This is a genomic window from Acinetobacter sp. YH12039, assembly GCF_013420015.1.
Lineage (GTDB): Bacteria > Pseudomonadota > Gammaproteobacteria > Pseudomonadales > Moraxellaceae > Acinetobacter > Acinetobacter amyesii.
This window is the reverse complement of record NZ_VOZA01000028.1, coordinates 20,176-39,115: the sequence shown is the minus strand read 5'-3', so window position 1 is coordinate 39,115 and position 18,940 is coordinate 20,176. Positions and strand designations below refer to the sequence as shown.

The window sequence follows — 18,940 nt, the reverse complement described above, 5'->3', positions numbered from 1 at the left end:
TGAGAAAGCCCATATAAATGGGTAGAGTACAAGTTGCTGTAGAAGCATTTTTAATTCGTCTGATCACAGATACTTTATAAAGTATTTTAATACTTTTTTGAATCCGTCAATGCGTAAGTCCTAATCTAGTGCAAAATTAAGCTTTTAAACCTGCCTCAAGGACATCAAATAAATCATCGGCAATCGAGGTGCCAAATTGCGCATCAATTTCACGTACGCAGGTTGGACTGGTGACATTAATTTCAGTCACGTAATTACCAATCACATCCAGACCAACAAACACTAACCCTTTTTCACGAAGGAATGGCCCAACTTTGGCTGCAATGGCTTTATCATTTTCGGTCAATGGACGCGCCTCGCCCAAACCACCTGCCGCCAAGTTGCCACGCACTTCACCATTTTGCGGAATACGCGCCAAACAATATGGTACGGGTTCGCCATTGATCATCAAAATACGTTTGTCACCATCCACAATTTCAGGGATGTATCTCTGCGCCATAATCGGCTGTGTGCCGTTATTGGTCAGGATTTCAATGGTTGAACCAATATTAACGCCATCTTGGTATAAACGGAAAATGCCCATACCGCCCATGCCGTCTAATGGCTTCACAATCACATCGCCGTGTTCTTGCAAAAATTCACGAATCAGGCTTTGCTGCGAGGTCACTAAGGTCGGTACTTGAAGTTCAGGGAATTGCGTCGCAAACAATTTTTCATTGCAGTCACGTAGGCTTTGTGGCTTGTTAATAATCCATGCGCCTTCGCGTTCAGCCTGTTCCAAAATATAGGTGGTGTAGACAAAGTTCATATCAAACGGCGGATCTTTACGCATCAAAACCACGTCATAAGCTGCAATTGATTCTTTTTGTTTTTCGCCGAGTTCGTAATAGTGGTTGTAGTCTTCAAAAACTTTTAGCGGTGAAATCAAACCAAAGGCTTTGCCTTGATCGATATATAAATCTTGCTGTAATGCATAGCCTAGCTCATGTCCACGGCGTGCTGCTGCCCATAGCATCGCCATTGAGGTATCTTTTTTTAGGTTTACATTTTCGATGGGATCCATCACAACAAGTACACGCATTATTCAGTGCTCTGTTCATTATTAATTTATGAATGAGTATAGCCGAGATTTTTCTTTTGTTTATTCTGATTTTGCATGTGTATGTATGGATTCGTGTGATGCAGGCGATAATTCAAAACATTTCTATCATCGGCTTTATCTTAATAATGGAAATAAGCCATGAAAGCATTATGGCGTTAGGCCTGTGTAAATCGACGCCAAGCAATTGAGACAGATATTCATCACATCTACATCTCGCCCATCATTATTTTTGGTGAAAAAACACGTGCTTTTTATTTTTTTTAGCTATTGTGTTAATTATTGTAAATAAAGAAATAGAATTAATTAATGATCAACATTGAGCAGATGGCTATCATTCTTGATGCTTTGCCAGACCCTGCTTTTGTCATATCGCGTAGTAGAAAATACGTTGCGGTTTTTGGTGGGCGCGATAATCGCTATTACCACGATGGTTCCGGTCTTGTTGGTACCTATATTTCAGATGTGATCAAGCCAGATAAAGCCAACTTGTTTATGCAACTGATCGACCAAGCTCTAGCGTCAGGAAATCTACTCATCGAAGAGTACGAATTGAGCAATAGGGATGTAAAAGGTCTGCCCGATTATGGTCCTGAAGAGCCCATTTGGTTTGAGGTGCGCATCCAAGCCCTCAGTTTTTCAGTAGATGAAGAAGACGTTGTGCTTTGGGTCGCAAGTAATATTTCAGCGCGTCACAACTTGGAAATTAAGCTGAAGGAACTCAGCCATACGGATCAGTTAACCGGTCTTTTCAATCGAAGAAAATTAGAGCATGACTTAGCATTACATTATGAGTCATACCTACGACATTCCATACAGACCTCGATTTTGATGTTCGATCTTGATAACCTCAAAAAAATCAACGACAGCAAAGGTCATCATGTCGGTGATGAGGCAATCCGAGCAGTCGCAGATATTCTTCGTTTAACGCTGCGCAAGACTGATTGCGCCTGCCGCTTAGGTGGAGATGAGTTTGTGGTCGCATTACCCAACACGGGCTGTGAACAAGCCATTCAATTTGCCAAACGGATTCATGAACATTCCAGAAAAGAATTAAGTCGGTTTTCAATAGATAACGCCCATGTCACCGTGAGCATAGGAGTAACAACCATCATGCCTGAAGATTGTACCTACGAAGATACAATTAAGCGTGCTGATCTAGCGCTGTATAAAGCCAAACATGGCGGGAAAAATAGAATTGTCGCGGCGTAAGCGTGCGGCAGAAATAAACCAAATTTCACAGTCTATTTAGCAATTTGATATTCAAGCCGTTGTGATTGCTCAGCATGAGCTCTCTCCCCTTTTCAACATAAGTTCAGTTTAGATAGGTGTCCGATATGCAGCAAGCCATTGTTGATTTTGCCTTGGATGATGAAAATCATTGGTATGCTATTTTAGCTTGTGGCCATACACAGCATGTCCGGCATGATCCGCCTTGGCAAAACCGTCCTTGGGTTATCACTGAGCAAGGACGGAACGAAAAGTTAGGGGTAATGTTGGAATGTAAGAAGTGTGATGAAAAGAATTTCGTATAACGTGTATTATGTTAATTTTAGATTTACTAAAACTATTTTTTGAGAACTAGGCTGTTATGGGAACTGTAAAGCTCAAATCTTCTGATGAAGTTTTTCAATTAAAAATTAGTCTGCTAGGTAGTGATCCTGAAATCTGGAGAACTATTCAAATTTCATCGGCAGCTACTTTATCTAGGCTCCATAAGGCAATTCAATCCGCTTTTGATTGGGAAGATAGCCATTTACATGAATTCACGACTATTAAGCATGAAAAGATCAATAAAAGACAAAAATTGAAAGAAGTTCTACGTGTAGGTAAAAAAATTATATATACATATGATTTTGGCGATTGTTGGGAACATTTGATTACTGTAGAAAGCAGACAATCTCCTGATTTAAATAAAAAATATCCATGTTGTATAGATGGTCAAAATCATGCTCCATTTGAAGATATTGGAGGAATTTTTGGATATCTTGATATTTTAGATGCATTACAAGACCCCAAACATCCAAGATATGACGATTACATGCAAATTATCGAGGATGAAATAGGAGAGATAGAGTTTGATCCGACCTACTTTAATTCACATGATATTAAGTTTTAAACCTGATTTAACATAAGGGCTGTTATACGAAATTGCAACTAAATATAGTTGCAATTATTATTTAAAAGTAACTATACTTAGTTGCAATAGCAGTAGGGCTGAAGTATGGGTAAAACGGAAAAGTTACTGGAAAAATTTGGAAATTCAAAAAATACATTTCCGTATAAAGATTTAGTCGTTTTACTGAATCAGCTCGGCTATGAAAAATTTGAAATGGCAGGCTCTCGTGTCCGTTTTTTTAATACGAAAACTGAACACATGATTTTACTGCACAGGCCACACCCTGAAAATGAAATCAAAGGTGGGGCTTTGAAATCTGTAAAACAGGCACTCAAGCAGGAGGGATTTTTATGAGCTATTTAAAATACAAAGGTTATCTAGGTACAATTGAACCTGATCTTGAAACAGGTGAGTTATTTGGAAAGCTTGCATTTATCCGTGATCTCATCACTTATGAAGCAGAAACATTAAAAACTCTTGAACAAGCTTTTCAGGAATCTGTCGATGGATATTTAGAGTCTTGTGCTGAATTAGGTAAAAAACCCGATCAGCCATTCAAAGGTACATTTAATGTCCGTATTAGTCCTGAGTTACACCGTAAAGCTGTTTTAGCATCAAGTGATAATTCTCTTAATGCTTTTGTAAGCGATGCGATTCAAGAGAAATTAATGCGTTTAGGTGCTTAATTTATTGAAGCCTAGATTGACATCTAAAAATTGAAAAAAATTAGTAAAAAAGGGAGCTTACAGCTCCCTTTTTTGTACTTGTATATTAATATAAATATCAACTACTTAATAAAAATAGAAAAATCCAAAAATGCCCAAAAAGCCGACTTTGAAACAAGTCGGCTTTTTTATGATCGATTTTGATAGTTTTTGCCAAGAAAATTGGCTAAAAAAATGATCAATTTAGCAATCAGTGCCCATTTCATACGGATCCAGGTTCCAAAACTATCCCCAATTGCTGGGGATAAAATTTAGGCTATTTTGTACGCTTTGGCTCACATAAAACTCGGCCCTTTGCGGCTATCCAGGATAGGTGAATTTTCCTATGATGAAGTCATAGAGAACAGGATGTTCCAAACAACAAGAATAAGAAAGATCGCACCAGGAGCGTGAGGTAAGACAGGAGTCATACCTAGCAACCCAATATGAGAAACCCCGGCAGGATGCTGGGGTTTTTTATTATCTAAAATATTTAGATCAAAGTTGGATGGGCATCCAGAATGCGAATTAAAGTCGCTGCAGGACCAGTCGGATAGCGTCGGCCTTGTTCCCAGTTCTGTAGCGTTCTCGCGCTAATATGCAAACGTGCAGCAAACTCTGCTTGCGTTAATCCAGTTTTCTCACGTACTTCTTTAATATCTGGCAATTCAAGCTCTGTGACTCGACTGGCCTTTATCTCATTACGTTTGATGGCACCAGCTTCTTTGATTGAAGCAACCAGGTCATCAAATAAGTTGTTATCCATGAAATTGCTCCTTTACTAATTGACGCAGGATCGATGTTTCTTTGTCTGTCAGATTATCTTTCACAGACTTTGGATAAGCCACCAGGAAAAATATCTGATCATCTTCTGTGACCCAATAATAGATCACCCGGATGCCGCCGCTTTTACCTTTATTGCCTTGAGTACAGCGTACTTTACGAATTCCACCACCATTCTTGATTAAGTCACCTTTATCAGGTTGTACCAAAAGATCTTGCTGGAGCTGACGATACTCTTCATCACTTACAAGCTCTTTAATTTGCTTGGTAAAAACACTGGTTTCAATGAATAACATGAGCTCAAGTACGTCAATGGCGTATAAGAATTTTAGCAGTTTTAGAATAAAAAAACGAGAAAAGGTAGCTCTCATTTCTCATAACCGAAATTATCTTACGTGATTAGCTTCAATTTTGATTTTTAGGTAATAGAAATTACAACCAAAAGGTAAATAAATATTCAATTTTTTGATACAAAAAGTCATTTATAGTATATTTAATTAATTGATATAATTTACATTAAGTACATTATTAGAATAAATATATAGAATGCCTCGTTTAGTTCTAAAGGCTAAATCAATAAGATCTTTTGATCCTAAATTTTTGATGGCCTTAATTGATTGTCTACCTTTAAATCAGCGACCCTCTATTAAGGAATTATTAAATCTTTATCCAGAAGAAATTAAATTAGATCTAACCTCTGAAGTATTGGAGTCTACTATTGAAAAAATATCAGCTCGATTAGGTACGGTATTCGATATTCAACATTCATAATTTAAAATTAAATAATAGATGTTATATGAAAGGCACAATTCATGAGCCTTTTCATCACTCGTTTAACATAAAATCTCTTATACGAAACATCTTTAAATTTTCTATAAGCATCAATAGTTTAACTAAAGCCGTTTCAGTAAATAGCGCACTGAGACGGCTTTTTATTGATTCTTCACGTTTAACGCCTACTTTTTAAGCAATATTTCACGTTTTTTGTTAGTTAGATGCAACAATCATCATTTAAAGACGTAAAAAAGGCAGCTTCAGCTGCCTTTTGAAATCCCGAAAAATTAAATGCCGTATTTAACACGGTACGCTTCCATTTTCGCTAAAGCTTCAGTTTCACCTTTAGCCTCTAAGAAAGTCATCAAATCTTTCATGGTAATTAAGGCATGAACTGGGATTTCGAGTTCTTTTTGTACTTCTTGAATCGCAGACAAATCGCCCTGACCTTTTTCTTGACGGTCTAGCGCCACCAATACGCCCGCAATTTGTGCACCGGCATTTTTCAGAATAGTCACTACTTCACGAATCGCAGTACCTGCAGTGATCACATCATCAATGATCCAGACTTTTTTGCCTTCTACTGATGCACCCACAAGCACACCGCCTTCACCATGGTCTTTCGCTTCTTTACGGTTAAAGCCCCAAGGTACACTCACACCATGGTTTTGTGACAGTGCGACAGCCGTTGCTGCTACAAATGGAATACCTTTATAAGCTGGGCCAAAGACCACTTCCACATTATCGCATTCTGTTAATTTAGCTGCATAGCCAGAAGCCAATAACGACAATGCTTCACCGTCATTCAAAAGACCCGCATTAAAAAAATAAGGACTCACACGACCCGATTTTAAAGTAAACTCACCAAATTTAAGCACACCACGTGATAATGCCAGTTCGATAAAAGCTTGTGGATTAAATGCCGCTTGCGCTGTCATGAGGTGCTCCATTTTTTTAAGTTTGAGGTTAAACCTGAGCATGATACCAAAGAGTAGCTATCCAAGTGATCAAAAAATTTTACGTGTCGTTTCAATTAATGTGAATGGTCTGCGTTCCGCTGAAAAAAAAGGTATTTTTGACTGGATGGCAACTTCAGATGCCGATGTCATCTGCATGCAAGAAAGCCGCATTACCCATGAACAATGGACCGATAAATTTAAACCCGAAGGTTGGTTTACACACCTTTTCCCTGCAGAACGCCCAGGCTATGCCGGTACTGCGATTTATAGCCGCCTACCTTTTGTTTCAGTGACAGATGGTTTAGGTTTTGAATTGGCAGACACTCAAGGCCGCTTTATTTCTGCTGAGTTCGATTTAGGACTTGGACAAACTGCACATATTTGCTCGCTCTACCTGCCTTCTGGTTCATCGGGTGAAGAAGCTCAGGCGCGCAAAGACCTATTTTTAGGCGAATATCAACAAATTTTGAAGCAATGGCGTGCTGAAAATAAGTCAGTGATTGTTTGCGGTGACTACAACATCGTGCATAAACGTATTGATATTAAAAATTGGTCTGGGAACCAAAAGGCTTCAGGCTGCTTACCACATGAACGTGCATGGCTCGATCATATTTATGATGAGCTTGGCTATGTCGACACCTTCCGTGAGGTACGTAAAGAAGCCGAGCTTTACTCTTGGTGGTCTAACCGAGGACAAGCGCGTGCCAAAAATGTGGGTTGGCGTATCGACTACCATGCATGTTCACCAGACTGGAAAGAACGTACAGTCAATGCTTGGATATTTAAAGATGAATGGTTTAGCGACCACGCCCCTGTCATTATTGATTATAAAATTTAAGCTTCCAACAATTAATTGAGTGAACGATTGTTTACTCAATTAGAGCTTATTTCTCACATTACATGACGAATTTGTGGATTTATCTCATAACTTGAACATAGCATTATGGTCGCACGGCAAAGGGACATGTTAGGATGACATAAAAGGATTGGACGCCGAAGGAAGTATAAAAACAAACTAAATGATTTAGCTTGTTTTCAAGGATGTGACAATGGACGTTGGATTGAGACCCGCATGATCAGGATGATTAAATGCGGGTTTTCTCTTATCTAGTCCCCACATCTATAGACTCAAACATCCCCCAAATAAAACAGCTAAAAATTCGATCTGCACAGCATTTTCTTATTCTCGCTTTCTTTCTACTTTTGACTGTGCAACCTTAAGCTGAATTTTCTTGTTATCGCAGCGCTTTCTTTTCTGATTCGTTTTGTTCTGTAGGCTATTTTAAAACACCAAAATGTCGTTTTGATGACAATACCCAATATTTATTACATGCGACTTTTACAGCAAAACATTTATTTCTCAATCCACATCCAGATCGAGCTTTGAGCATTGATGAATTAGCCTGTAGGATAATGCTGAATTGTATTTTTATCTTATTGTTTGAATAATTGAGGACATCTGTTCATGCTTAAAATTTATGGCATCAAAAACTGTAATACCATGAAAAAAGCTTTCGACTTGCTCAACGAATTAGGCCTAAGTTACGAATTTCATGACTATAAAAAAGAAGCGATTGATGCTAAAACCGTAAAAAAATGGCTCGATGCCAAAGGCGCTGATGTGATTCTCAACAAAAAAGGCACCACATGGAAAAAACTCAGTGAAGAAGAGCAACAGACAGCCTTAGCCAGTGAAGAAAATTTGATTCAGTGTTTAACAGCGCATAGCAGCATGATTAAACGTCCTGTACTCGATACAGGTAGCGATTTATTGGTTGGCTTTGATGAAAGCGCTTACCGTGCATTGAAATAAATTTTTTTATCACACTCATGCACGGCTCTAGTTCAATTGTGGCTGAAAATAGGCTATAAAAAAGCCTGACATTGTCAGGCTTTTTTTGTTTGAATCATGTCAAATTAGTTGGCACGAATCCATGTTTGATTACGACCTAAAGCAGCAACGCCAATAAAGCCGCGAAGCTCTAGTTTTTTGCCACCATCAGCCAATTGACCTTTTAACTTGTAAGTTTTACCTGATTGAGGATCCAAAATTGAACCGTCTTCATAGCTTGTACCACCTACATTTTTAAGACCTGTCACAATACGTAAGCCTTTTAATGATTTGTTGTGATATGGGCCTTCACATTTTTTACAAGCGTTTTCTTCACCTGGTGTCAAAACTGACTGAATGCTCGCAGAAAGCGTACCATTTTTTTGTTCAGTGAATTTTACAATCGCTTTTGGCTGCTTGGTTTTATCATCAATGGTTTTCCAAGTTGTACCATTTAGCGGATCTGCAGCATTTGCAAATGCGGCTAAACTCATCAATCCTAATGCTAGTGCAATTTTTTTCATTTTTGTTTATTTCCCTGGTCTGATATAGACGACATTAGTATCCAAAAGTCACAACAATTTATCAATTTTTGTATGTGACCGTTTAGTGTAACCTTGTAATTTGTGTTGGTAAATATGCTCACACGATTCCAAAAATAGAAAAAGATGGAAAGACAATGAAGATATCACCACTGACGAAACAACTGATTACAGAAAGCATTTTAAAAACCACAATTCGTGGACCGAGCCAGTTCAATTTACCGCCCAATACTTTACGTTTTGCTTTGGAACAAATGTGTCGTGCATTTCCTCAAAACCCGGATGTACAAATTCGTCCTATTCGCTTAGCCGGCTTAAAAGCCGAAGAAATCAAACCTCAACAGGCATCGACCCAACTCATTTTTCATATTCATGGGGGCGCATTTTTCTTGGGTTCGATGAACACACATCGGGCGTTTCTGACTCAAGTTGCGGCACGCACGCAAATGCAAGTGTTACATTTGGATTATCCTTTATCCCCTGAAGCACAGTTCCCTGAAGCACTCGATGCCCTTTTTGATGTGTATGCGGTGTTATTAGATCAAGGGGTTCAAGCCAAAGATATTATTTTGTCAGGCGACTCTTGTGGTGCAAACTTGGCGCTTGCCTTAGCCCTTAAAATTCAACAGGACCAACTTCCACAAGTCAGTGGTTTGGTGTTGATGTCACCGTTTTTAGACCTGACGCTGAGCAGTGAGTCTTTGCGTTATAACCGTAAGCATGATGCGCTGTTAAGCATAGAAGCCCTTGAAACAGGCATTGATTATTATGTACCACGCTCGGTCGATCGAGCTGATCCATTGGTCTCGCCTTTTTTTGCAGAGCTCAAAGGACTACCTCCGATTCATATTCAAGTGGGTTCTAAAGAAATTTTATTGGATGATGCGCAGCGTTTTAAAGTCAAAGCAGAAGAAGCCGGCCTAGATGTCGAATTTAAGCTGTACACTGGCATGTGGCATAACTTCCAGATGTTTAGCCCATGGTTTGAAGAAGGACAGCGTGCACTGAGTGATTTAGCCGATTTTTCACACCGACTGGATCAGGATTAATCCCTGAAAACTAATTCCCTGAAACGGATCAAAGTCACCACAAAAAAAGGTCAGCAGATGCTGACCTAAGAGGGAAATTTCAATCTGTTAAATGGCTTGAATTTGAGCCTGAGCTTTCGCCATTGCTTGTGCTTTCATATCTGGTCCCATATTGACACCTTCGGCACGAATCACATCAATATCGCTGACACCTGTGAAATTAAACACGGCTTTTAATAAACCTTCTTGATAATCTACAGGGCTGTTATCGCCATACACACCGCCACGACTGCTGGCAATATAAACTTTTTTGTCACCTGCCAAGCCCACTGGACCTTGTTCTGTATATTTAAAGGTACGACCTGCAACACTGATACGGTCGATCCATGCTTTCAAAGTTGATGGCAAACCGAAGTTATACATAGCAGCACCAACCACAACCACATCGGCATCTAAATACTGTTGTAACAACTGCTCGCCTAAAGCCGATTGTTCTGCATTCTGACCCATCAAAATTTCACTGCTGAGATGTGGAATCTGCTGTACAGCTAAATCGAGATGCTGAACCTGTGCAGCATCCCCATGTTTTTGCTGTAGCTGTTGTACAATTTCAGCGCTAAGTTGACGCGAAACTGAAGCGTCGCCCATGATGCTTGAATCAATATGCAAAATTTTCATGACTAAAACCTAAAGCTGTTGTTATTAACTTGAGCCTAGTGTAATCACTTTTCATAAATAGAATAATCCCGATCCTTATGACACTATGTTTTATTTTTAGAACAATCTTTTTAAACTCGTAAAAAATTTAAAATTACTGAGCGGTTCTTGACCGTTATCAAGTGTAAATTTTCATGCTAATGTAAGCCTATAAAATGATATCTATATAAACTTTAAGAAAAAAAACTGATAACTCGAACAGGGCAATGACACAGGATGACGGTGAAATCAAGCATACGTGACAGGATCCTTCGCAATAGAATCGCCCAGTATTTACTGGAAGATGAAGTGGTCATGAATTGGAGTATCCTGAAAAAGTGTATGCTCATGCTGATGCTTGGCTCAGCCATTCATCTGCTTTGGATTATTTGGAAATTATATATTTCTTTTACACCTGAACTTTGGCAGTGGGTTAACCTTGATCTCATCCACTCTCAATTGTGGACCAACATCGTCTTTTTTAGCTTAATGGTACTGCTAATTTGGCCTTGTTATGCTGGAAAAGATAAACCCAAGATTCAACTGATTTTACCTTATCTTTCGGTCGGCTTATTTGTCATTTCTTTATGTCGTGACGGTTATTTAATTGGCGTCATGAGTCCAGCCACCATGATCTCCTACGTGAGCCTAGTGACCGTTGGATTGGTACTATTTACACGAAAAATCGTCTATAGCATGCTGATTCCAGCCACGATTTTTTTATCCATTTGCATGTATTTAAGTATTCGCGGCATTATTCCCTATGCCCCGATTTTTCAACCTCATGCCTATGGCTATCAAAATAGTTTTTGGCTCTTCTCAATGATCTTTTTCATTGTTCCTATTTTATTAACCTGTCTGGCTTTATTTGAAATCTTACTGAGCCAATGGCGTCACCGTGAGCATTTGATTCAAAAACTCAGTCAAGTCGACCCACTGACCAATTTATTTAATCGACGCAGTATCAATCAATGTCTGGAACAGCTCGATAGTGCTAAAACAGATACATATGCACTGGTCTTGTTGGACTTAGACCATTTTAAACGCATCAATGATGAATACGGACACGATAAAGGCGATGAAACCTTGATTCTCGTCAGCCAAGTATTAAACCAACATTTACGCGGTGGTGATGTGGTTGGGCGGTTTGGCGGGGAAGAGTTTATTTTGGTGCTAAAAAATTCTAACTTAGAACAAGCGATATTCATTGCAGAGCGCTGTCGAAAAGCCATTGAGCAGCTTGAAATTTGGGGACATGATGGTCAGTCAATTCATGTGACAGCCAGTTTTGGCATTGCGATTTCTACGCCAGAATTGGTACCGCAACAATTGCTGACCCATGCAGATCAGGCGCTATATGCAGCTAAAGCTGGTGGCCGCAACATGGTGATGGCCTACACCGAACAACAAAGCTTTAGCCATTTGGTTTAAAACTTTTCTACAGCTCAGATGCGTCGTTGAGCTTTTAACGTGGATACTGTTCCATTCGACGGACTGGCTGTTCCTGTTGAGCAGCCGTGATCCATGCCTCCACAGAAGGATGCTGCAAAATCTTTTGCATATAACGACGTGTGTTGTCACTCAAGGGTAACTGAAAGGTCTGTAAACGTGTTACCACGGGTGCAAAAAACGCATCAGCAATACTAAACTCACCGCATAGAAAGCCATCCACCACAGTACGACTCGACCAAATCTGCTCGATTCGAGTCACTTCAGCACGCAATTCAGCATGTTCGGACCATAATATCTGACCATGACGACCATAATCCGCCTGCAGATTCATACTGCATAAGCTACGCAATTGCATAAAACTACTGTGCATTTCCGCGCAAATACTCCGTGCCCATGCACGTTGTGTGGGATCTTTGGGCCACAGTGGAAGCTCTTGAAACTGCTCTGCCAAATATTCACAAATCGCCAATGAGTCCCAAATCATCACAGCGTCATGTTGCAGTAGGGGCACCTTGCCATTGGCATGTAGGGCTAACATTTGCTGCTTGAACGCTCCGCCATCTGCTTCTTCAGAAAAAGGGATCAAGATCTCTTGAAAGGGTAAATTAAACGCGTGTAACACCAACCACGGTCGCATAGACCACGTCGAATAGTTTTTATTGGCAATATATAATTGCATCATTTTTATTCTCCACGCGATTTAAATTTTTCCAATTGCGCTAGCAATTCTTTCTCACTAAAAGCGCCCGTCAAACGCAGTCCACGTATCTCTTGATGCGCTGTATCTAAAAATAAATAGGTCGGTGGCCCTAAAATATCCCATTGATTAAGCAGTACTTGATGGGTTGCATCATACTGACTCAAATCCAACTTAATTAAATAATACGGTGCCAAAGCCTGTTGCACTACTGTCGATTTTAAAACTTTATGTTCAATCGGCTGGCAGGCCACACACCAATCGGCATAGACATCAATAATTGCGGATTGACCTTGAGGAATTTCACTTAATAAACGTTGAAACTCTTCCGCTGTATGTGCCACATGCCAAGCACTTTGTTGTTGATTTTCTTCGACTAAAAAACGTTGGCTATGTTGATATTGACTGTACACAATATAAGGTACGGCGGCACAGAACACCAAGATATACAACCATTTGAGCTGAGTACTGCGCCATAAAATGCGCCAAAGCACATAAGCGCTAAACACCAGACCCAGAGCAAGGGATAACCACTGTAACCAAGCTTCACTGATCAATGGTCGAATAAAATACAAAGCCAATGCCAACATAATGAAAGCAAAGAGCACCTTGATTTGATTCATCCACAAACCCGCTTTAGGCAATACCCGTGAGCCAAGGACACTGGCCAACAATAGCGGGGTCCCCATGCCAAAGCCGAGGGTGAATAACAATAACGCACCTTGCCACTGACTTTGGGTTTGGGAAATAAATAATAATGCGCCTGCCAACGGTGCTGTCATACAAGGACCGACCAGTAATGCTGAAATCATCCCCATGACCCCAGCGCCAACGAGACTACCGCCCTTTTGCATCGACTGAGCTTGGTCTAAGCGATTGACCCAACTGCGTGGCAATTTCAGTTCAAATAAACCAAATAAATTCAGGGCAAAAACCACAAAGAGTACGCTAAAGGCAATTAAGGTCGAGGGTTGTTGCAACCAACGCTGGAAATTCAAACCTGCAGACGACGCCACCAAGCCGAGAATGGCATACACCATCGCCATACTGGTGACAAAAGTCAGTGCAATCATCCATGCTTTTAAACCTCGGCTGTCGCGGACAATCAGTGAGGTTAAAATCGGCAGCATTGGCAATGAACAAGGGGTAAAGGCCAACAAAAAACCCAAGCCAAAAAACAGGAAAAGGCCATAAAATATGGAGCTTTGTGCTAATTTTTCAGACCACATTTGGTCACTTGCGGTATAGCGATCAGAAGCCAGTGCAGCATTATCTGCCCGCTGCTGATCTAAACGATTCGCCGTAGGCTGTTCGGCAGTATTTTCTGCTGCAAAATCGAGTAAGCGTTTATTTGGACTGGTAAGATTTTGCTGTGTGACCAAACCAGAAGCATCCGTTTCAAAGCTGATGCTCTGTGGTGGATAACACACCCGATCCTTGGCACAGCCTTGCCAACTGACTTGATAAGTCTGCAGTTTTTGAGTTGGAATTTTAAAACTCAACTGTTGGTAATACACCTGCGTATGACCATAGTTATCGTCTTTTAAATCCTCAGCAGCAGGCAAATCCAAAGCCAAAACTTGATTGCCCTGCTTCACCTCTATTTTGTGCTGATACAGATAATAATGCGCTGGAATATCCCAACTCAGCTCCGCCTGATCTGCACGATCGGAGACGACCGAGAAAGGAAAAGCATCTTCAGCTGAAAGTAATGCATCCTGAGCAGAGACGCCCATACTGAACGACAGCACAGCCGCTGCCGCAACATAAGTCCATTGTTTCATTCAGCTGAATTCATCCTCAGTCTGTATTTATACGTTTTAAAATTTAGGTTTTTTTAGAACAGGTAAGATACACCCAAACCTGACTGATAATTTTTATGACCGCCAGTGAGTTCTAGACCGACGCTCGCATCCAACTGCATACGATCCGAAACGGCATACGTTAGACCGGAAGCCAAAGACACTTCCTGATCCGTACTCTCTGCTTTGCGATAAACCAGCTCAGAAAAACCCGATAAATTACCCGCAATTTGATATTCCATTCCTGGAATGGCACTCACAGCCCAATCACCATCTTGAACTTCATAACGCATGGTCATTGAAGTCCCAATTGTATCGCTATAATCATAAGCCACAGCGGAAGTCAGACTATAAATATCGTCCTCAGCACTAAAACCTTCATTGCCTGTTGCAATAATCGCTTCAGCAAGAATAGCCATCGACAATTTCTCATCATTCAAATCAATGGCTTTTTTCAGACCAATGCTGACATCACCCAAACCATCGTCTTCAACTGAGCGACCCGCAACTTTGGTTTTAGACCATGCCGGACCTTGCCAACCCAATTGCAATTCCAAATCTTTTGCCAAACCAGTACGGAACAACATATCTGCATTTAAAGTGGTGTTTTTTACTTTTTCACCATTTTCATCACGACTTTCACTATAGCTCGCTGCTGGCAAACTTTGTTCCCATGCCAAACGACCTACAGGGGTAATGCCTGTGCCCATACCCGCGCCCGGACGGTCAAATGAAAAATCCGCCGCAAATGCAGACAGGCTCAAACTAGATAATGTTGCAATGCTTAAAACTTTAAATACAGTCATGTTTTTACTCACAATTATGCTAATTCCTTGGTCATTTTTGCGCCATGGCTACGCAAAAGCTCCAAGGTTTGTTTTTCTTCTTCCAATGCTTCTGACCAATTTACCGCGTCAAAATCACAGTCAAAAAATAATTCACTAATCGACGATAAAATGGTTAAACCATCGCTATCAATCATATTTGGATTCACTTTTTCATCCAATAAACGCTGTACCGCAGGGACACATGCTGCACTCGCGGCGTCCCATAATGGACCATAAATTTCTTCAGCATCCCATAAATGCACATTGGCTTTGGCTTGAATCAGCGCTTCCAAGATTTGCATATGTACGTCTAAATGTTGTGTTTTCTGTTCTGTTGTTAAAGGTTGGCCTGCTTCATATGCTTCGCAAACCATTTCCCACCATTTAAACAAACCATCAGACCATACAGAAACCGCAGGTCCTTTTTCAAAGTCGATAAAATTTGGATTAAGACCATCTGCCAACAGGCGTTGCACCTGTGCAAGATCTTGTTCTTCTAACGCTTGCACAAAAAGCTGTTGTTGCGCTGTTAACATCTGGAAAGCTCACTTCAATTTATTTTGATCTATTATGCCGAATAAAGCTGCGTTTGTTTGAATTTCATGTAAAACAAAATACAAAACACACAAAAAAAGCCCCGCAGGGCTTTTTTAAATTTTGAGACTTATTCGTCGTCTACGCTGTCATCTGCTTCAGCAAAAGCAGGTTGCGTACTGCGTGGGTTCTCTTTCTTTTCGAACACATGTTCAAGACTACGTTTAAGTCGATCAATTGCACCGTGAATAGCTGTATCTACATTATGACCACGATGGTTGACCACGACAGGCTTCAAACCCGCTGGACGCGCTTCAATCATACATTTAATGTCATCGCTGCCGCCCTTGTCCCCATTTTCATCACTTAAATGCACCGAGAAGTGGGTAATGCGTTCACTATGGCGCTGAAATTCTTCATTAAGTTCTGCACGAACGTATGTAATTAGTCGATCACTGTTTATAATGTTTTTATCTGTACGGATTTCAATGTTCATAATATCATCCTCATATCTATCTGTATTAGCTATAAAAATTTGTGCAAAACTTATTATCTTGGCACGTTACATTTGCTGTAAATGTTACAGCAATGACCATCTTCAACTTTGTATGGAACGTCGTCCTCCACATTGAATGATGAACACTTTAGAGTCTGCAGATCCGTGTCCTTATACTTCGAATATCGGTCTTAAGTTAGAATTTTGCAAGTGCTATTTTGATATTTTTTTAATATCCATACAAAAAGTAAGACTTTATTGTAGATTTGCATTGTTTTAATTGATTTGGGTCATATTTTTGTGCATTTCCTCGACGTCCACCATCTATTTGCACAATTCCATTCAAACTCAAAATCTCGCTTTTACCGTCATTGATCATTCACAGCGTATTTCCCCTTCAAATTACAAAACAATTTTGCCGTTGAGTAAAATTTGGCTTTATTTTTGCTTAATAATCTGTATGCTTTCAGTGCTTCTCGGGGGGAGATATTTTTTAATGAAACTTACACAAATCGTTGCATCATGTGCATTAGCATCTGCTGCTGCTTTCACTCAAGCTTCACCTATCGTATGGCAAGATTTCAGCTTAACTGGCTTATATGGTGAAAACTATGAAGTTGGTACTGAAGACCGTACAACGATCACAGCCGAATATGCAGCGAAACTGAAGTATTCAGATGTATTCTTCTTCGTTGACCAACAATTGGATGGTAACGATGATCAATCAACTTATGCAGAATTAGCGCCACGTCTAAGCTTAGGTGAAGTTTCTAGTAAAGACCTTTCTATGGGTCCGATCAAAGACGTTCTGATTGCAACGACTTGGGAACATAATGCGGGTTACGATCACCACAACTCTGAATTTAACAACTTCTTGTACGGTGTAGGTTTCTCTCTCGATATTCCATATACACAATATGCAAATGTGAACTTCTATAAAGCGGCAAACGACAAGACTAAAGATGATTATCAAATGACAATCACTTATGCAGTGCCGTTCAAATTAGGTTCAGAAGAGTTTTTAGCAGATGCCTTCCTAGACTGGTCTACTGCTGAAGCAGACCATGCAAGTGAATTAAACTGGACATCTCAGTACAAATGGAATCTGGGTAAACACATTTCACCAAAAACTAAATTATATGTTGGTATCGAACATTCAGTTTGGAACAACAAATTTGGTATTAAAGGCGTAGACCAAAACGATGTCAGCGCATTGGTGAAATACCACTTCTAAGTTCGACTCAGAACACTATGAAGAAAAAAGCAAGGTTCATCTCCTTGCTTTTTTTCTGCCTAAGTTTTTAAATTGACTTTATTTTTATCAGAAATTTGCGCATGTCTTTTCTCATTCGACCTGCAATTCCTCAAGACTTAGCGGCCATTCTCGCAATCTATAATCATGAAGTTCTCAACGGCTTTGCGACATGGAATGATCAAGCTTATACCCTTGACTCTTTTCAACAGAAATTGCTGGATTTTCAAAAGCAAAATTTTCCTTTTGTGGTGATTGAAGATCAAGAACAGCATCAAATCGCGGGTTATGCTGACTATGGTTCATTCCGTCATTTTGCTGGCTATCGACATACTGTTGAGCACTCTGTCTATATTGACCCAAACTATGCTCGACTCGGTCTTGGTCAGCAATTATTAGAACATCTGATTCAGCATGCCAAAAGCCAAAATATGCATGTCATGATTGCAGGCATTGACCACGGCAATAGCGCCTCGATTGCCCTACACAAAAAATTAGGCTTTAAGCAAACAGGTTATATGCCTGAAGTGGGACAAAAGTTTGGTGAATGGCGTGATCTCGTCCTGATGCAACTTCAGTTATAGCCCGTGTTGAGCTGTGTTTATGGTAATTTATCCAAACGAATACCATCTTGAATCACACTCAGCACCGATAAATTATGACGCGCCGCATCACGATAAAGGTCTTGTAACTGTAAAAAAAGCAGTTTTAATTCGGCCAATTTGAGCTCTTGCTCAGGTGCGGTTTCTGCAATCGTGACCAAATAACGTTTTTTGATTTCATCCACGCTTAACTGTTGTAATGCCTGATGGATTTCTGCAACGCGAACTACAGTATTGTAATGCACTGCAAGGCTCAGTCCCGGTCGTCGCTCTGACAATGGATGTTCTGCCTGAATGGCATAATTCAGTGCCGCAGCTGAATCCCTGTTCACGCTTAATAATGGATTCAACTCTTGCCATGCCTCCCCTAAAAAAAAGGAGTGTTGTACAAAGGGTGAATCCAAGACATCTTGAGGGGTTTCTGCTTCTAAAATCAGTGTTTCCAAATCATTCGGTGGGATCAAATATAATATCGCGTCCATATTCTTATCTTCTTGTTATGTATTTAGTTAAGATTAACTTTTATTGAGCAATAATTATACAATTTTTTGTATTTCATCTGATTTATTCAATTCATTCTTTTCCCAATCTATTCCTGCTGAAATCCTAAGTAATTCACCCTTCCTATGCTTATCGCCAGTTCAATTAAATCACCTGCTTTCAAAAAACGAATGCATGTCTAAAGTTTAAAAGCGAATTATTCCACAGTATGAATTTTATGCGCTAAAATTTAAAATTATCGA

The 18,940-nt window shown here is 40.0% G+C and carries 24 protein-coding genes; 12 read left to right on the top strand and 12 right to left on the bottom strand.

Going from position 1 to position 18,940, the window contains the following annotated elements; translation table 11 throughout:
- Positions 1–136: 136 nt before the first annotated feature.
- Positions 137–1,081 carry a glutathione synthase gene (gene gshB / locus FTT98_RS12005; protein WP_078190578.1) on the bottom strand — a complete coding sequence of 315 codons (945 nt, stop codon included), beginning with the start codon at positions 1,079–1,081 and terminating at the stop codon, positions 137–139.
- Between the two features lie 327 nt (positions 1,082–1,408).
- Between gshB and FTT98_RS12000 the strand changes: the two genes are divergently transcribed.
- From FTT98_RS12000 to FTT98_RS11980, 5 genes are all read left to right on the top strand, one after another.
- Complete coding sequence (locus FTT98_RS12000) at positions 1,409–2,311, top strand: sensor domain-containing diguanylate cyclase (protein ID WP_180025891.1); 903 nt, start codon at positions 1,409–1,411, stop codon at positions 2,309–2,311.
- 125 nt (positions 2,312–2,436) lie between these two features.
- Positions 2,437–2,634 (top strand): DUF3565 domain-containing protein, encoded by a 198-nt coding sequence (locus FTT98_RS11995; protein ID WP_180025890.1) that lies wholly within the window; start codon positions 2,437–2,439, stop codon positions 2,632–2,634.
- A 56-nt stretch (positions 2,635–2,690) separates the two neighbouring features.
- Positions 2,691–3,218 (top strand): plasmid pRiA4b ORF-3 family protein, encoded by a 528-nt coding sequence (locus FTT98_RS11990; RefSeq protein WP_000537572.1) that lies wholly within the window; start codon positions 2,691–2,693, stop codon positions 3,216–3,218.
- A 105-nt stretch (positions 3,219–3,323) separates the two neighbouring features.
- Complete coding sequence (locus FTT98_RS11985) at positions 3,324–3,572, top strand: type II toxin-antitoxin system HicA family toxin (protein WP_044425274.1); 249 nt, start codon at positions 3,324–3,326, stop codon at positions 3,570–3,572.
- Positions 3,569–3,904 (top strand): type II toxin-antitoxin system HicB family antitoxin, encoded by a 336-nt coding sequence (locus tag FTT98_RS11980; RefSeq protein ID WP_035270373.1) that lies wholly within the window; start codon positions 3,569–3,571, stop codon positions 3,902–3,904. The genes FTT98_RS11985 and FTT98_RS11980 overlap by 4 nt, the downstream gene beginning before the upstream one ends.
- Positions 3,905–4,415: 511 nt before the next feature.
- Here FTT98_RS11980 and nadS read toward each other — a convergent pair.
- Together nadS and FTT98_RS11970 are read right to left on the bottom strand one after the other, a co-directional pair.
- Positions 4,416–4,688: a NadS family protein gene (gene nadS / locus FTT98_RS11975; protein WP_004641921.1), complete on the bottom strand. Its 273-nt coding sequence runs from the start codon at positions 4,686–4,688 to the stop codon at positions 4,416–4,418.
- Positions 4,681–5,001, bottom strand: coding sequence for a type II toxin-antitoxin system RelE/ParE family toxin (locus tag FTT98_RS11970; protein WP_067765721.1), 321 nt, complete (start codon positions 4,999–5,001; stop codon positions 4,681–4,683). The genes nadS and FTT98_RS11970 overlap by 8 nt, the downstream gene beginning before the upstream one ends.
- Before the next feature lie 250 nt (positions 5,002–5,251).
- Here FTT98_RS11970 and FTT98_RS11965 point away from each other — a divergent pair, with 250 nt between their 5' ends.
- Positions 5,252–5,476 carry a hypothetical protein gene (locus FTT98_RS11965; protein WP_100329926.1) on the top strand — a complete coding sequence of 75 codons (225 nt, stop codon included), beginning with the start codon at positions 5,252–5,254 and terminating at the stop codon, positions 5,474–5,476.
- Between the two features lie 290 nt (positions 5,477–5,766).
- Here the strand turns inward: FTT98_RS11965 and pyrE are convergent, their stop codons facing one another.
- On the bottom strand, positions 5,767–6,417 hold the full coding sequence (gene pyrE / locus FTT98_RS11960; protein WP_078190583.1) for an orotate phosphoribosyltransferase: 651 nt from the start codon (positions 6,415–6,417) through the stop codon (positions 5,767–5,769).
- 40 nt (positions 6,418–6,457) lie between these two features.
- Between pyrE and FTT98_RS11955 the strand changes: the two genes are divergently transcribed.
- Together FTT98_RS11955 and FTT98_RS11950 are read left to right on the top strand one after the other, a co-directional pair.
- Entirely contained in the window at positions 6,458–7,276 is an 819-nt protein-coding gene (locus FTT98_RS11955; protein ID WP_078193225.1) for an exodeoxyribonuclease III, read from the top strand.
- A gap of 627 nt (positions 7,277–7,903) precedes the next feature.
- Positions 7,904–8,251 (top strand): Spx/MgsR family RNA polymerase-binding regulatory protein, encoded by a 348-nt coding sequence (locus FTT98_RS11950; protein WP_180008661.1) that lies wholly within the window; start codon positions 7,904–7,906, stop codon positions 8,249–8,251.
- A gap of 104 nt (positions 8,252–8,355) precedes the next feature.
- Here the strand turns inward: FTT98_RS11950 and FTT98_RS11945 are convergent, their stop codons facing one another.
- Entirely contained in the window at positions 8,356–8,793 is a 438-nt protein-coding gene (locus FTT98_RS11945) for a DUF2147 domain-containing protein (protein WP_078193227.1), read from the bottom strand.
- Positions 8,794–8,948: 155 nt separating this feature from the next.
- Here FTT98_RS11945 and FTT98_RS11940 point away from each other — a divergent pair, with 155 nt between their 5' ends.
- Positions 8,949–9,860, top strand: coding sequence for an alpha/beta hydrolase (locus FTT98_RS11940; protein WP_180041428.1), 912 nt, complete (start codon positions 8,949–8,951; stop codon positions 9,858–9,860).
- Between the two features lie 87 nt (positions 9,861–9,947).
- On the opposite strand, the gene FTT98_RS11935 is transcribed toward FTT98_RS11940, so the two are convergent.
- Positions 9,948–10,517 (bottom strand): FMN-dependent NADH-azoreductase, encoded by a 570-nt coding sequence (locus FTT98_RS11935; protein WP_180177402.1) that lies wholly within the window; start codon positions 10,515–10,517, stop codon positions 9,948–9,950.
- A 255-nt stretch (positions 10,518–10,772) separates the two neighbouring features.
- On the opposite strand from FTT98_RS11935, the gene FTT98_RS11930 reads away from it, so the two are divergent.
- Complete coding sequence (locus FTT98_RS11930) at positions 10,773–11,966, top strand: GGDEF domain-containing protein (RefSeq protein ID WP_180177401.1); 1,194 nt, start codon at positions 10,773–10,775, stop codon at positions 11,964–11,966.
- Between the two features lie 34 nt (positions 11,967–12,000).
- On the opposite strand, the gene FTT98_RS11925 is transcribed toward FTT98_RS11930, so the two are convergent.
- The 5 genes from FTT98_RS11925 to FTT98_RS11905 form a co-directional block, all read right to left on the bottom strand.
- Positions 12,001–12,669, bottom strand: a complete 669-nt coding sequence (locus tag FTT98_RS11925) for a glutathione S-transferase family protein (RefSeq protein ID WP_180170909.1) — start codon at positions 12,667–12,669, stop codon at positions 12,001–12,003.
- A gap of 2 nt (positions 12,670–12,671) precedes the next feature.
- Positions 12,672–14,468: a protein-disulfide reductase DsbD gene (dsbD, locus tag FTT98_RS11920; RefSeq protein WP_180135465.1), complete on the bottom strand. Its 1,797-nt coding sequence runs from the start codon at positions 14,466–14,468 to the stop codon at positions 12,672–12,674.
- A gap of 53 nt (positions 14,469–14,521) precedes the next feature.
- Positions 14,522–15,292 (bottom strand): transporter, encoded by a 771-nt coding sequence (locus FTT98_RS11915; RefSeq protein WP_180022329.1) that lies wholly within the window; start codon positions 15,290–15,292, stop codon positions 14,522–14,524.
- Between the two features lie 14 nt (positions 15,293–15,306).
- Positions 15,307–15,849, bottom strand: a complete 543-nt coding sequence (locus FTT98_RS11910; protein ID WP_180041426.1) for an ankyrin repeat domain-containing protein — start codon at positions 15,847–15,849, stop codon at positions 15,307–15,309.
- A gap of 128 nt (positions 15,850–15,977) precedes the next feature.
- Positions 15,978–16,343 carry an HPF/RaiA family ribosome-associated protein gene (locus FTT98_RS11905; protein ID WP_078190593.1) on the bottom strand — a complete coding sequence of 122 codons (366 nt, stop codon included), beginning with the start codon at positions 16,341–16,343 and terminating at the stop codon, positions 15,978–15,980.
- Positions 16,344–16,839: 496 nt separating this feature from the next.
- Between FTT98_RS11905 and FTT98_RS11900 the strand changes: the two genes are divergently transcribed.
- Together FTT98_RS11900 and FTT98_RS11895 are read left to right on the top strand one after the other, a co-directional pair.
- Positions 16,840–17,577, top strand: coding sequence for an outer membrane protein OmpK (locus FTT98_RS11900; protein ID WP_180041425.1), 738 nt, complete (start codon positions 16,840–16,842; stop codon positions 17,575–17,577).
- Positions 17,578–17,678: 101 nt separating this feature from the next.
- Positions 17,679–18,179 carry a GNAT family N-acetyltransferase gene (locus FTT98_RS11895; protein ID WP_180041424.1) on the top strand — a complete coding sequence of 167 codons (501 nt, stop codon included), beginning with the start codon at positions 17,679–17,681 and terminating at the stop codon, positions 18,177–18,179.
- A gap of 17 nt (positions 18,180–18,196) precedes the next feature.
- Here the strand turns inward: FTT98_RS11895 and FTT98_RS11890 are convergent, their stop codons facing one another.
- Complete coding sequence (locus tag FTT98_RS11890) at positions 18,197–18,679, bottom strand: DUF1877 family protein (protein WP_180041423.1); 483 nt, start codon at positions 18,677–18,679, stop codon at positions 18,197–18,199.
- Positions 18,680–18,940 lie beyond the last annotated feature (261 nt).

Coding starts and splice junctions, on each gene's coding strand:
- gshB (WP_078190578.1), bottom strand. CDS start 1,081: ATGCGTGTACTTGTTGTGATGGATCCCATCGAAAATGTAAACCTAAAA.
- FTT98_RS12000 (WP_180025891.1), top strand. CDS start 1,409: ATGATCAACATTGAGCAGATGGCTATCATTCTTGATGCTTTGCCAGAC.
- FTT98_RS11995 (WP_180025890.1), top strand. CDS start 2,437: ATGCAGCAAGCCATTGTTGATTTTGCCTTGGATGATGAAAATCATTGG.
- FTT98_RS11990 (WP_000537572.1), top strand. CDS start 2,691: ATGGGAACTGTAAAGCTCAAATCTTCTGATGAAGTTTTTCAATTAAAA.
- FTT98_RS11985 (WP_044425274.1), top strand. CDS start 3,324: ATGGGTAAAACGGAAAAGTTACTGGAAAAATTTGGAAATTCAAAAAAT.
- FTT98_RS11980 (WP_035270373.1), top strand. CDS start 3,569: ATGAGCTATTTAAAATACAAAGGTTATCTAGGTACAATTGAACCTGAT.
- nadS (WP_004641921.1), bottom strand. CDS start 4,688: ATGGATAACAACTTATTTGATGACCTGGTTGCTTCAATCAAAGAAGCT.
- FTT98_RS11970 (WP_067765721.1), bottom strand. CDS start 5,001: ATGTTATTCATTGAAACCAGTGTTTTTACCAAGCAAATTAAAGAGCTT.
- FTT98_RS11965 (WP_100329926.1), top strand. CDS start 5,252: ATGCCTCGTTTAGTTCTAAAGGCTAAATCAATAAGATCTTTTGATCCT.
- pyrE (WP_078190583.1), bottom strand. CDS start 6,417: ATGACAGCGCAAGCGGCATTTAATCCACAAGCTTTTATCGAACTGGCA.
- FTT98_RS11955 (WP_078193225.1), top strand. CDS start 6,458: ATGATACCAAAGAGTAGCTATCCAAGTGATCAAAAAATTTTACGTGTC.
- FTT98_RS11950 (WP_180008661.1), top strand. CDS start 7,904: ATGCTTAAAATTTATGGCATCAAAAACTGTAATACCATGAAAAAAGCT.
- FTT98_RS11945 (WP_078193227.1), bottom strand. CDS start 8,793: ATGAAAAAAATTGCACTAGCATTAGGATTGATGAGTTTAGCCGCATTT.
- FTT98_RS11940 (WP_180041428.1), top strand. CDS start 8,949: ATGAAGATATCACCACTGACGAAACAACTGATTACAGAAAGCATTTTA.
- FTT98_RS11935 (WP_180177402.1), bottom strand. CDS start 10,517: ATGAAAATTTTGCATATTGATTCAAGCATCATGGGCGACGCTTCAGTT.
- FTT98_RS11930 (WP_180177401.1), top strand. CDS start 10,773: ATGACGGTGAAATCAAGCATACGTGACAGGATCCTTCGCAATAGAATC.
- FTT98_RS11925 (WP_180170909.1), bottom strand. CDS start 12,669: ATGATGCAATTATATATTGCCAATAAAAACTATTCGACGTGGTCTATG.
- dsbD (WP_180135465.1), bottom strand. CDS start 14,468: ATGAAACAATGGACTTATGTTGCGGCAGCGGCTGTGCTGTCGTTCAGT.
- FTT98_RS11915 (WP_180022329.1), bottom strand. CDS start 15,292: ATGACTGTATTTAAAGTTTTAAGCATTGCAACATTATCTAGTTTGAGC.
- FTT98_RS11910 (WP_180041426.1), bottom strand. CDS start 15,849: ATGTTAACAGCGCAACAACAGCTTTTTGTGCAAGCGTTAGAAGAACAA.
- FTT98_RS11905 (WP_078190593.1), bottom strand. CDS start 16,343: ATGAACATTGAAATCCGTACAGATAAAAACATTATAAACAGTGATCGA.
- FTT98_RS11900 (WP_180041425.1), top strand. CDS start 16,840: ATGAAACTTACACAAATCGTTGCATCATGTGCATTAGCATCTGCTGCT.
- FTT98_RS11895 (WP_180041424.1), top strand. CDS start 17,679: ATGTCTTTTCTCATTCGACCTGCAATTCCTCAAGACTTAGCGGCCATT.
- FTT98_RS11890 (WP_180041423.1), bottom strand. CDS start 18,679: ATGGACGCGATATTATATTTGATCCCACCGAATGATTTGGAAACACTG.